This is a genomic window from Pseudoduganella umbonata (assembly GCF_014192225.1).
In the GTDB taxonomy this organism is placed as follows: domain Bacteria; phylum Pseudomonadota; class Gammaproteobacteria; order Burkholderiales; family Burkholderiaceae_D; genus Rugamonas; species Rugamonas umbonata.
Genome location: NZ_JACHXS010000006.1, coordinates 204,288 through 217,070, shown reverse-complemented (window position 1 = coordinate 217,070; position 12,783 = coordinate 204,288). Strand labels below are relative to the sequence as shown.

The window sequence follows — 12,783 nt, the reverse complement described above, 5'->3', positions numbered from 1 at the left end:
TGCGTTCATTTTCGCTATAGACTCAATAGCACTGTACCCGTAAGCGCAATACCAGATTCTTTCGTTATCTCGAAACCGAAACCTCATCAAGTGCGGATGAACGCCATACGAAATCAAACGAAAGTGCCGAGATATTCCTACCAGCTGGCCGGGCCCCGGCTGGTAGCCCTGGTGACCGCGACCGGACAGCCTTCCGTTTACCAGCATTCGCCTGCGCTGCTCCAACAACTTATACAAGGAAGCGTTTAATGAGTTCTCACCTGCACCGCCGCTCGCACGCCGACAGTCATCCTCGCTTCGTGCTGAATCCGTTAACTTCGGCCTGCCTGCTGGCGCTGGCCTCTTTCGCGGCGCCGGCTGGCGCCCAGGAAGTCACGGCCACGCCCGCCGCCGACGACCTGGTGCAGGTCGTCGTGACCGGCACCCGCGCCAGCCTGCAGCAGTCGCTGACGCTCAAGCGCAACTCCTCGGTCGTGCAGGACAGCATCAGCGCGACCGAACTGGGCCGCTTTCCGGACAATAACGTGGCCGACTCGCTCAGCCACATCACCGGCGTCTCGATCTCGCGCACGGCCGGCGGCGAAGGCCAGCGGGTCAGCATCCGCGGCCTGGGGCCCGACTACACGATCACCACCTTCAACGGCCGCCTGCTGGGCACCGACAGCGCGGGCCGGTACTTCGCGTACGACGTGCTGCCGGCGGACGTCATCAGCGGCGCCGACGTCATCAAGTCGACCCAGGCGCAATTGATCGAAGGCGCCATCGGCGGCCTGGTGAACCTGCGTTCCGCCAGCCCGTTCGAGCAGAAGGGCCAGCGCGGCCTGCTGCGCGTGGAGGCCGACCGCAACCAGATGAGCGACCTGAACGGCAGGAAGCTGTCGGGCACGTACAGCAATACGTTCGGCGACAAGGTCGGGGTGCTGCTCGGCGTCGTCTACGCCAAGCGGGACGTGCGCACCGACACGGCCGGCAACGATGGCGGCTGGTCGCGCAACGCCGTGCCGAGCGACCCGAGCCAGTTCTGGGAATTCGGCAACACCTGGGGCGGCGCCATCGACCCCAACGGCAATGGCGTCCTCGACGCCAACGAGGAAGGCCTGGTCGGGCCGGGACAGTTCCGCTTCGGTTCCATCATGGAAAAGAAAGAACGCCTGGCGCTTTCCGGCAAGGTGGAGTGGCGTCCCACCCGGGACGTGAAAGTCGTCGTCGACGGTTTCAAGACCCGGCTGGACTCGCCGCAGGTCGGCTACCAGCTGTCGTTCTACCCGCTGTACGCGCCGGGCCGGTGGTCGAACACGCAGGTCACCAACGGCGTGGTGACCGACCTGACGCTGTCCAGCGACGATCCGGAACTGCGGCTCAATCCGGAAGTGCTGAACAAGACCGAATACCGCGTGGTGGATACCACGATGGTCGGCGCCAACGCCGACTGGAAGATCTCGCCGACCCTGAAAGTGACCGGCGACATCTACGAGTCCACGTCGAAGCGCAATTCCGGCGGCAAGGACACCTACGTGGTGCTGCGCATGAACCAGCCCAACACGACGCGCATCCGGCTCACCGGCGCCGCCGTGCCCGACGTGACGACCACGTTCGCCGACGGCCGTGACCTGCAGAGCGCGCTGGCGCAGGGCCAGATCAGGGCCAGCGACTTCAATACCCACTTCTACAGCCGCACCGGCGACAACATCGACGACAACATCCGCGGCGCGAACGCGCAGGCCGAATGGAAGCTGGACCGCTTCCACGTCGAGCGGCTGAAGTTCGGCCTGGGCCAGACCAACCGCAAGAAATCGCGCGACATGATCAACAACGCGTTCAACGCGGGCCAGGATCATTACTCCGGCGCGAACGCGATCAACGTGGGCACCCTGGGCGGCAATGTCATCACCCAGACCTTGAGCCCGAGCGGCTTCCTGTCGGGCGTGAGCGGCAACTTCCCGCGCAGCTTCCTGGGGTTCGACGTCGACAGCTACGCGCAGGCCCTGGCGGCGTACGACGGCAAGGCCCGGCCGGGCGGCGGCGTGTACAGCTCGACCATCTCGGCACCCGCCTGGAACCCGCTGGAAAGCTACCGCGTGAGCGAGAAGACCACGGCCGCCTTCGTGCAGGCCGACCTGGCCGGCGACAGGTGGAGCGCGGACGTCGGCGTGCGCCTGGTACGCACCAAGACCACCGCGCAGGCGTGGGACGCGAAGATCAACGAGATCGTGGAAAACGGCGCGTTCAACTACACGGCCGTGTACGCCGACCCGTCCGCCGTGCGGCAGGAGGCCAGCTACACGTTCGGGCTGCCGTCGTTCAACTTCACCTACGCGATCACGGACAACCTGCAGCTGCGGCTCGGCGCCGCCAAGACGATGGCGCGGCCGTCGGTGGACAAGCTGGCGCCGTCCAGCACCACCGCCAGCATCTCCTGGGGCGACTTCACGCAGATCTTCGGCGGCAATGCGGAGCTCAAGCCGTACAGCGCACGCCAGGCCGACATCTCGCTGGAGTGGTACTACGCCAAGGACTCCGCGCTGACGTTCGCCGTCTACCAGAAGAACATCAGGAACCAGATCACCAACGAATGGCTGACGGGCCAGGATATCGGCGCTCCCGGTGGCCGGCTGTTCAACGTGCAGCGTCCCATCAATGGCGACAGCGCCAAGGCGCGCGGCATGGAGATCGGCCTGCAGCACCTGTTCGACAACGGCTTCGGCGTGCGGGCGCAGTACACGCGCAACCTGTCGAGCAGCTGGGTCAACGGCGTGGAGCGGCCGCTCGAGGGTATCGCGCCGGCAACCGCTTCGTTCGGCGTGCTGTACGAGCGGGGTCCCTGGAGCATGAGCACCACGGCCGACTACACCGACTCCTTCGTCACCGCCACCAATGTGCTCGGCGCCGGCTGGAACGAGACGGCCAAGTCCATGACGTGGCTGACCGCCCAGCTGGCCTACGAAGTGAACAAGTCGCTGCGCATCAGCATCGAGGGCAACAACCTGACCGACGCGGAGCAGGCACCGACGCTGGGCAACGGCACCGTCAGCCTGCCCAACGGCTACTATCGCTATGGCCGCTCCATCACCCTGGGGGCAAGCCTGAAGTTCTGATGCAGCAAGGGAGGAGCGGGCGGCGAGCGCCGCCCGCCCCGCACTACCGATAACTGGAATACCGATGCCACTTTTTTCAATGCGACCCTTGCTTTCCACATCACTCTCCTCCTTTGCCGCCCTGCTCTCCGGGGCGGTTCTTTTCTCCGCCCACGCCGCGGAGCAATCCAGCTACACGATGGCCGACTACGCCAGCGTCGCGAAGATCGATGTGCACCTGCACCTGCACGATCCAGCGCCGGCGTTCATGGAAGCCGCCAGGCGCCAGAACTTCAAGGTGCTGACGATCAACGTCGATTACCCCGACTTTCCGCCGCTCGACGACCAGCAGCGCGTGGCCATCGCGCTGAAGAAGCAGTTCCCGCAGGACGTGGCGTGGGCCGCCAGCTTCTCCGTCGACGGCTCCGACAAGCCCTCCTGGCTGCCCGCCACGCGCCGCCGCATCGCTGCGTCGATGCAGGCCGGCGCAGTGGGCGTGAAGGTGTGGAAGAACATCGGCATGAGCCTGCGTGACAGGAACCAGCACCTGGTCATGATCGACGACGCCCGCTTCGCGCCGCTGTTCGAGGACTTCGCCCGGCAGGGCATTCCGTTGCTGGGCCACCAGGGCGAGCCGCACAACTGCTGGCTGCCACTGGAGAAAATGACGGTCAACAACGACCGCGAGTATTTCAAGGCCCACCCGCAGTACCACATGCACCTGCACCCCGAGATGCCGAGCTGGGAAGCGCAGATGGCCGCGCGCGACCGCATGGTGGCGGCGCACCCGGCACTGCGCTTCATCGGCGTGCACCTGGCGTCGCTGGAACGCGACGTCGACGAGCTGGCCGCATTCCTCGACAGGTTCCCCACCGCCGTGGTGGACATCGCCGCGCGCATCGGCCAGGTACAGTACCAGAGCCAGAAGGACCGCGAGCGCGTGCGCCGCTTCTTCATCAAGTACCAGGACCGCATCCTCTACGGCAGCGACATGGCGCAGGCGCCCGGCCAGGACGGCGCCGCGCTGGGCCGCGAGGCCGAAGAAGTGTGGCGCATGCACTGGCGCTACTTCAACACCGCGGAGTCGTTCAAGGTCGCCGATCTCGACAAACCCATCCAGGGCCTCGCGCTGCCGCGCCAGGTGGTGGACAAACTCTATCGCACGAATGCCCGGCGCGCCTTCCCCGGCGCATGGGGAGGCCAGCGATGACCGCCCGCCGTGCATTCCTGCAATGGCTCGGCGCCGCGCCGCTGGCCACGCAGATCCCGTCCGCCCGCGCCGCCGAAGGCAAGGGCCAGGTGCGCGTGCAGGATGCCGCCGTGTCGCTGCAGTTCGACGAACAGATGCGTTGCCGCATCGTCAGCCTGGCAGGCAGGCAGCCCGTCGCGCTGACCGGCTACGACACCAGCGAGCACCTGGTCGTGGGCGGCAAGCCGCTGGGCCGCTTCACGATGCAGAAGGCGGAACCGGCCCGGGTCGCGACGCCGTTCGGTGCCGGACAGGCGCTGCGCCTCGCCGGCCGCTCGCTGGAAGGCATCGAGAAGCGCGTCACCGTGACGCTGCTCGACGAGCATCCCGGCGTCGCCTTGCTGGATGTCAGCTACGTCAACACGGGCGGCAAGCCGCTGGCCATCGACGCGTGGGTGAACGCCGCGCACCGCCTGGCCGCCACGCCGCGCCACGCGGGCGGTTACTGGACGTATTCCGGCGCCAGCCATGCCGACCGCCGCGACTGGGTGCAGCCCGTCAAGCGCGGCTTCGAGCAGCGCAATTTCCTGGGCATGAACGCATCGGACTACGGCGGCGGCACGCCGGTCGTCGATGTCTGGCGCCGCGACGTCGGCCTGGCCGTCGGCCACCTGGCCCTCCAGCCGCTGCTGGTCGCACTGCCCGTGAAGGCGGCCGGCGACCGGGTCGACATCTCGCTGCGCGGCGACGTGCCGCAGACACTGGCGCCGGGCGCCACCTTCGCCACGCCGCCCACCTTCCTGGCGGTGCACCGGGGCGACTTCTATGTGCCGCTGGACCGCTATCGCCGCCTGATGGCGGCGCAGGGCCTGGCCGCTCCCGAGCCGCCGCAAAGCGCCTACGAGGCGCAGTGGTGCGCCTGGGGCTACGAGCGCGACTTCTCGCTCGACTACGTGCGCGCCACGCTGCCCAAGGTGCAGGAACTGGGCTTCAAGTGGGCCGTGCTGGACGACGGCTGGCAGGTGAAGACCGGCGACTGGACGCCTGACCTGGCCAAGTTCCCGCGCGGCGCCGCCGACATGAAGGCGCTGGTCGCCGACATCCATGCGCGCGGCATGAAGGCGCGGCTGTGGATCGCGCCGCTGGCCGTGGCGCCCGGCAGCGACGAGCTGCATGACCACACCGACCTGCTGCTGCTCGACAAGGATGGCGCGGCACAGGACGTGACGTGGTGGAACTGCTTCTACATCTGCCCCGCTTACGGAAAGACGCAGGAGCGCCTGGCCGAGACGATCCGGATGATCATCGGCGACTGGGGCTTCGACGGCCTGAAGGTCGACGGCCAGCACCTGAACGGCGTGGCGCCGTGCTTCAACCCGAAGCACCAGCACAAGCGCCCGGAGGAGTCGGTCGAAGCGGTGTCGGCCTTCTACAAGGTCATGCACGACGTGGCGCATGCGGCCAACCCTGAAGCGGTGGTGGAAGTGTGCCCCTGCGGCACCAGCTACGCCTTCCACAACATGCCGTTCATGGACCAGGCGCCGGCGTCGGACCCGCTGTCGAGCTGGCAGGTGCGCCACAAGGGCAAGACGCTGAAAGCGCTGATGGGCCCCTGGTCGGCCTACGCGGGCGACCATGTGGAGCTGAGCACCGGCGGGCAGGACTTCGCCTCCAGCGTGGGCATCGGCGCCGTGGTGGCGACCAAGTTTACGTGGCCGGTCGATCCCAAGCCGAAGGACTCGTTCCTGCTGACACCCGAGCGCGAGGCGCACTGGCGCCAGTGGGTGGACCTCTACAACAGGCAGCGCCTGGCCGAAGGCCGCTACCGCGGCGACCTGTACGACCTGGGCTTCGACAAGCCGGAGACCCACGTCGTGGAACAGGACGGTGCCCTGCATTACGCGTTCTATGCCGACCGGTGGGACGGTGTGGTCGCCTTGCGCGGGCTCGGCGCGGGTACCTGGACGCTGCGCGACGCGCTCGCCGGCACGGTGCTGGGCAAGGTCACGGCCGACAAGCCCACGCTGCCCGTGCGCTTCACGCACAGCCTGCTGATCGAAGCGCGCCCCGACGCGCCGGACGCGCTGCCGGTCGCCTTCGCCGGCACGATCGCGGATGTGGGTACGGACGGCTTCCCGCGCGCATCCCAATGGGCCGATGCGCCCGCGACCTTCTTCCGCCACGACTGGCAAGGCAAGCCGCTCGCCGGCCCGCAATCGACCCGCGTGCTGCTGCTGCGGGGCGCGAACCACCTCTACCTGCGCTTCATCTGCAAGTTCGAGGCGTTGAATACCTTCGACAGCGCCAGGTCGGCGACCGACATCTGGCCGCTGTGGGAGCGCGACGTGGTCGAGGTCTTCCTGCAGGCGCCGGAGCGGGCGGGGCTGAAGAGCTACCGCGAGGTGCAGGTGTCGCCCAACGGGCTGCTGCAGGAGATCGCCGTCGAGGTGTCGGGCAAGCGGCGCATCGCCGCCGAGAGCCGTGCCAGGGCGCACATCGATGCGCAGCACAAGGTCTGGACGGCCGACCTGGCGGTGCCGATGCGCAGCGCGGGCGGTGCCGGGGATGGCTGGCGCCTGAACCTGTTCCGCGTGGAAGGCCAGGGAGGTGCCGGCAAGCAGCAGGTCCTGTCCGCGTGGAGCCCGACCGGCAAGGGCAGCGGCAGCGGTACGCCCGACTTTCATGTGCCGGCCGCCTTCGGGCGCCTGCTGACCGCGGCATGATGAGGCGGAGCCTGCGACCGCTCGGCGCCTGCGCCCTGCTCGCGGCGTTCTCGGCGCAGGCCCAGGCGCCCTTGCCGCAGCGTGCCGGTACGCCGGCACGTATTGCGGGCGCCGTGGTCGATACCACGTTCCGCGCCACCGGCGAGGAAATCGCCAATCCCGAGCGCGGCATGTATGCCTGGGCGGCGGACAACCTGGCCGCGTGGACGCAGGCACAAGCCGATGCGCAGTTCGCGGCCGGCTATCGCCTCGTCTATGCGCCGGTGCGGCTGGACGATCACGCCGGCGGCCCGCTGCCCGGCAGCGTGCTGGCCGGGATATCCGGCGGCTTTGCCACGGCGCGGCGCGCCGGCCTGAAAGTCATCCCCCGTTTTCTCTACAACTACCCTGCCGGCGAGACCGCGTACCAGGCGGCGCAGGATGCGCCGCTCGACCGCGTACTGGCGCATATCGGGCAGCTCGAGCCGCTGCTGGCGGCCAACGCGGATGTCATCGCGTACCTGCAGGCCGGCTTCGTCGGCGCCTGGGGCGAATGGCACACATCGTCGAACGACCTGACGGCGCCGGCGTCGCGCACGCGGATTCGCGACGCGCTGCTCGCCGCCCTGCCCGTGGACAGGTTCCTGCAAGTGCGCTACCCGCCCTACCTGATGGCATGGGCGCCGCAGCCGCCGCGCTGGCGCGACGGGTCGGCCGCCTCGCGCATCGGCGTCCACAACGACTGCTTCCTGGCTTCGGAGACGGATGTGGGCACCTACAGCGACGATGCGACAACCCGCCGGCGCGAACGCGGCTATGTCGCGTCGCTTTCGACTGTCGCGCCGTTCGGCGGCGAAACCTGCAATCCCGCGGATGCGGTCGAGCCGACGCCGCGCACGAACTGCGACGACATCCTGCGCGAAGGAAAACAGTTCGGTCTCACCTACCTGAACGACAGCTACTACCGCAAGCTGTTTCACCTGCGCTGGGAAGCGCAGGGCTGCATGGCGGAGGTCAGGCGCCGCATGGGCTACCGCTTCGAGCTGGTGGCGCTGCGGCACGGCGCCGCCGTGAAGGCGGGCCAGTCGGGCGAGCTCGCGCTGACGGTACGCAACAGCGGCTGGGCACGTGCCTTCAATCCGCGCGGCGTGCAAATGCTGCTCAGGCACCGCGCCAGCGGCGCCGTCGTGCGGATCGCCCTGGCCTCGATCGATCCGCGCACCTGGCTGCCGGGTAGCGACGGCAAAGCGAGGGCAAGTTTTGCCGTGCCGGGCGGCACGCCGGCCGGTGCCTACGACGTGCTGCTTGCCTTCCCGGATGGCGCCGCCTCGCTGGCAGGCGATGTTCGCTACAGCGTGCGCCCGGCCAATGCCGCGGATGCCGCCAGGTCGCAGGGCTGGGACGCGGCACTGGGCGCGTTCCGTACCGGGACGACGCTGGACATTCACTGAGCGGGCAAGGACCGCCACTTCCCGTGGCGGTGGTTCGCTAATCGGCGATCAGCAGTTCGATGCCGGCGTCCCGAAGGCCGTCGCGGTATTGGGGATCGATGTCCGCATCGGTGATGATCGTGTTGACACGGTCGAGCTGGACGATGCGGTGCAGGCTGATGAAGCCGAACTTCGACGAATCGGCAAGGACGATCACTTTCCGGGCACGTTCCACCATCTTGTGGTTCAGGCTTGCCTCGGCCTCGTGGTGGGTAGTCACGCCGAACTGCAGGTCGAGGCCGTCGACGCCAAGGAACAGCTTGTCGAAGCTGTAGGCCTGCAGGCAGGCCTCGGCCTGCAGGCCCTGGATCGACAGCGACTGCTTGCGCAGCAGGCCGCCCGTCAGGATCAGGTCGACGCCGGGGGCGTTGACCAGCTCCCATGCGATATTCAGCCCGTTGGTCATCACCGTCACGTTGTGGGCATCGCGCAGATGGCGCGCCAGCGACAGCGTGGTGGTGCCCGAATCGATGATGATGTTCTCGCCCGCCTTCACCAGGCTGGCGGCCAGCGCGCCGATGCGCTCCTTCTGCTCATGATTGAGCGCGTCTTTCTGCGAGACCGTATGTTCGGTCGGCGGCATGCGTGCCAGCGTCGCGCCGCCGTGGCTGCGGATGGCAAGGCCCTGCGCCTCGAGTGCACTGAGATCGCTGCGGATCGTCACCGCCGAAACGTTGAGCTGTTTCACGAGGTCGCTGACTTGTACCGAGGCGTGTTCGGTAAGTGCTTTCAGGATGATGTCGCGGCGCTGACCGGTTTGTCCCATGGTCGGTCGAATAGTTTTGTTAAAACAGCAGCTTACCAGATTGCAGCAGGCCCGGCACTAGGCCTTGGGGCCCGGCGCGCCTGCCAGCCGTTCGAGCGCTGCCGGGTCCAGCGGCGTACCGGCGCTGCGCGCCGCATACAGCGCGGCACCGAGCACGGGCGACAGGCGCGGCGCCTCCAGCCGGTACGCTCCAGCGCCGCCGGTGGCCAGCGCCCGCGCGAACGGCACGCGCAGCGGCCCTTCGGCGCCGAACAGGCCGCCGGAGTACGACACCGCCACTTCCGTGCCGGGGTCGACGCCGAGCTGGCCCCGTACCGCATCGACCAGCGCGGCCACCTCGACGGCGGCCGACTCGAGGATCGCCGCCGCCTGCAGGTCGCCCTGCGCAGCCGCTTCGGAAACGAGCCGCGACAGCGCCGCCACCTTGCTGCGCTCCCCTTTCAGTTCGCCGTAGACGACCTGGCACAGGTCGATATCGTCGCGCAGCGCCAGGCGCGTGCGCATCAGCGCATGCAGCGGCCCGCGTGGCGTGCGGCCATCGCTCATGCGCGAGAACAGCGCCAGGCCGGCGCGGGCGATCCAGTAGGCCGAGCCTTCGTCGCTGAACAACTCACCCCAGCCGCCGGCACGCGCGCGCTGCCCGCCGACTTCGCCATAGGCCATCGACCCGGTACCGGCGATGACGCTGATGCCGTCGGCGCAGGCCAGCGATCCGGCCCAGCTGCACACCATGTCGTTGCCGCACAGGTAGCGCCCGTGGCCCAGCACGGCGCGCGGCAGCGCATCGAGCAGCGGCTGCACGTCGCGGTCCTCGCCGTAGGCCGGCAAGCCGAAGAAGGCGAATCCGACATCGCCCGCGGTGATGCCGGCCGCGGCGAACACCGCCGCGCAGCCGCGCGCCAGCACGCCGGCCGCGCCATCCATGCCCACTTCGAGGTAGTAGGCGCTGCTCTCTTCGTGGCGCGCCAGGACCTGCCCCTGCCCGTCGACCAGCGCGAACGCCGTCTTGGTACCGCCGCCGTCAACCCCGAGGAACATGGCTGTCTCCCGTCAGTGGATAAATGGTCACGCCGCGTACCACGCGGTTGACCGTGCCCGACACGCTCGGCGTATCCGGGCGCAGCCCCAATGCCAGCGACTGCAGCAGCGCGAAGGCCTGGCAGAACAGGATGTACGGCAGTGCCAGCGCCAGGTCGGCGGACAGCCCGACTCCCTGCAGCGTGACGCAATCGCCGCCCAGTTCCGATTCGTCGCGGCCGCTCAGCGCCAGCACGCGGCCGGCGCGGCCATCGTTGCGCAGCTCGCGCAGCAGGTCCAGGTCATAGCGGCGGGCCTGCGCGTCGTTCGACAGCATCACCACGACGAGGGTGTCGGCATCGACGATGGTCTTCGGACCGTGGCGGAATCCCAGCGGGGAATCGAACAGTGCCACCACCTGGCCGTCGGTCAGTTCCAGCAGCTTGAGCGAGGCTTCGCGGGCCAGCCCGCGCAGCGCGTTGCTGCCGAGGTAGACCACGCGGCGGAAGCGGCGCGCCACCAGGGTTTCCAGCAGCGGCACCATTGTGTCCAGCACGCGCGCGGCAGCGGCCGACGGCTCGGCCGTCGAACCCGGCGGCAGTATGCCGAACGCGCCGGCGGCAGCCAGCAGCATCGACGTGAAACTGGTGGTCATCGCGAAGCCGCGGTCGTGCGTGGCGTCCGGCAGCAGGATCGCATGGGCGTTGCCGCGCCCTTGCGCCATCTGGCACAAGGCACCGTCGGCATTGCAGGTGATGACCAGGTGATACACCTCGTCGACCAGCTGGTCGGCCAGCGTCACGGCGGCCACGCTTTCCGGGCTGCTGCCCGAGCGTCCGAACGACACCAGCAGTGTCGGCACCCTGGGCTGCAGGAACTGCTGCGGGCCGGAGACCAGGTCGGTGGTGGGCACCGCTTCCACGCGCCACCCGCCGCCGAGCATCGCCGGCGCGAGGCATTCGCCGATGAAGGCAGACGTGCCGGCGCCCGTCAGCACGATGCGCAGGTCGGCACGCGACAACAGCGGGCCGAGGAAGGCGTCGAGCGCGGCGCGCTGGTCCGCGACCAGTGCCTCGATCTCGGGCCAGATGGCGGGCTGCTGCGCGATTTCCCGCGCGGTGAGGCCGGCGCCGGCGGCATCGAGCCGCTCCGCGCCGATGCCGAGGATTTCGCTGTTCCTGTTGCTGTCTGCGACTAGCATGCTTCCAACTCCTTTGTTGCGGCGCCTGCCGTGCGGGCGTCCTTGTTACAAGCTTCCCTGGTACAAGCTTGCAGATACTGGCGCAGCACCCTGGCCACGCCCTCTTTCAGCAGATCGACCGGACGGTTGGCTACCCTCCCCTCGCGTACCGCTTCGTACTGGGCCGGCAGGTACTGGCTCAGCAGCGTAAGCGGCGGCGCATCCCGTTCCAGGCTGGCCAGCAGGCGCGCCTGCGCGGCCTGGATGGCCGGATGCGGCCAGTAGTAGCGGATCCGGTCGCTCAGGCTGTACTGCTGGTCGAAGCGCGCACTGCGCGGATCGCGCGGGTCGTCGCTATAGTATTTACGCCAGTATTCCGGCTCGGCGCGCATCACTTCCAGCACCGTGTCCTTGAAGCCGGAACCCTTGCCGTCGCCGGCCATCGCCGCGTCGATATCGGCCAGCGCCCACAGCGTCTCGCGCAACGCGAAGGTGGCGCCGGGGCCGACCTTCAAGATCGCGAAGTGGCCGGCCACCAGCGCGGCCAGGTTCGCCGGCGTCTGGTAATCGGTCGAATGGGCTTCGTAGACCAGCGTGGGCACCTCTTCGATCATGCGGCTGAGGTCGACGGCGCGCTCGGGCCGGAAGTCGATCACCTTGTGGTGATCGAACTCGACGCCGGGCTGCACCACCAGGCCGACCACGCGCGGCCATGCCGCATCCACACCCGCGGCGGCGAATGCGCTGCGGTGCGACGCGATCGTCTGCGCCGCCGCGGCGGGCGTGGTGACGCTCAGTTCCGCCAGGTCCTCGTGCGCGCCGCCAGGTACCGGCACCTCGGTGCCGACCACGTAGACGGGCGCTTCGCCGCCGGCCGCCTGCCATGCCTGTTCGGCGACGGCGCACAGCCGCGCGGCACGCGCGGCGACCACGTCATCCCGCAGCGGCACCGGATCGCCGGCGCACGACATCGAGCAATCCAGATGGATCTTGCGGAAACCCGCCGTCACGTACTGCCCGATCAGCACCTCGGCCTTCGCCATGGCGGCGTCGGCGCTCTCGCCTTGCCAGGCATTCGGCCCCAGGTGGTCGCCGCCGAGCAAGACGCGCCCGCGCGGCAGGCCCACGCGGTCGGCGATGCCGTACACGAAATCGCGGAAGGCGGCCGGCGTCATGCCGGTGTAGCCGCCATCCTGGTTCACCTGGTTCGACGTGGCCTCGATCAGCACCGGCTGGTCCGGCCCGGCCGCTGCCGCGACTTCCATCGCAGCCTCGATCACCAGCGGATGCGCCGAGCACACCGCGTGGATGCCGACCGGCTCGCCGGCCTTGTGGCGGCGCACCAGATTCAACATGTATTCCATT

General features: G+C 68.6%; 8 protein-coding genes. 4 read left to right on the top strand and 4 right to left on the bottom strand.

Annotated features, from left to right (window positions below; genetic code table 11):
• Positions 1-248: 248 nt before the first annotated feature.
• The 4 genes from FHS02_RS17120 (at position 249) to FHS02_RS17105 (ending at position 8,416) form a co-directional block, all read left to right on the top strand.
• On the top strand, positions 249-3,095 hold the full coding sequence (locus FHS02_RS17120) for a TonB-dependent receptor (RefSeq protein WP_137313740.1): 2,847 nt from the start codon (positions 249-251) through the stop codon (positions 3,093-3,095).
• An 88-nt stretch (positions 3,096-3,183) separates the two neighbouring features.
• Positions 3,184-4,284 carry an amidohydrolase family protein gene (locus FHS02_RS17115; RefSeq protein ID WP_217496929.1) on the top strand — a complete coding sequence of 367 codons (1,101 nt, stop codon included), beginning with the start codon at positions 3,184-3,186 and terminating at the stop codon, positions 4,282-4,284.
• On the top strand, positions 4,281-6,986 hold the full coding sequence (locus FHS02_RS17110) for an alpha-galactosidase (protein WP_137313741.1): 2,706 nt from the start codon (positions 4,281-4,283) through the stop codon (positions 6,984-6,986). The genes FHS02_RS17115 and FHS02_RS17110 overlap by 4 nt, the downstream gene beginning before the upstream one ends.
• Positions 6,983-8,416, top strand: coding sequence for a DUF4832 domain-containing protein (locus FHS02_RS17105; protein ID WP_137313742.1), 1,434 nt, complete (start codon positions 6,983-6,985; stop codon positions 8,414-8,416). The genes FHS02_RS17110 and FHS02_RS17105 overlap by 4 nt, the downstream gene beginning before the upstream one ends.
• 37 nt (positions 8,417-8,453) lie before the next feature.
• Here the strand turns inward: FHS02_RS17105 and agaR are convergent, their stop codons facing one another.
• The 4 genes from agaR to FHS02_RS17085 are packed head-to-tail and all read right to left on the bottom strand — an operon-like array spanning position 8,454 to position 12,782.
• On the bottom strand, positions 8,454-9,221 hold the full coding sequence (agaR, locus tag FHS02_RS17100; RefSeq protein ID WP_137313743.1) for a transcriptional repressor AgaR: 768 nt from the start codon (positions 9,219-9,221) through the stop codon (positions 8,454-8,456).
• 57 nt (positions 9,222-9,278) lie between these two features.
• A complete protein-coding gene (locus tag FHS02_RS17095; RefSeq protein ID WP_137313744.1) occupies positions 9,279-10,259 on the bottom strand; it encodes an N-acetylglucosamine kinase in 981 nt (326 codons plus the stop codon).
• Positions 10,243-11,439, bottom strand: coding sequence for an SIS domain-containing protein (locus FHS02_RS17090; protein ID WP_137313745.1), 1,197 nt, complete (start codon positions 11,437-11,439; stop codon positions 10,243-10,245). The genes FHS02_RS17095 and FHS02_RS17090 overlap by 17 nt, the downstream gene beginning before the upstream one ends.
• Complete coding sequence (locus tag FHS02_RS17085) at positions 11,433-12,782, bottom strand: D-tagatose-bisphosphate aldolase, class II, non-catalytic subunit (RefSeq protein ID WP_137313746.1); 1,350 nt, start codon at positions 12,780-12,782, stop codon at positions 11,433-11,435. The genes FHS02_RS17090 and FHS02_RS17085 overlap by 7 nt, the downstream gene beginning before the upstream one ends.
• Between the last annotated feature and the right edge of the window lies 1 nt (position 12,783).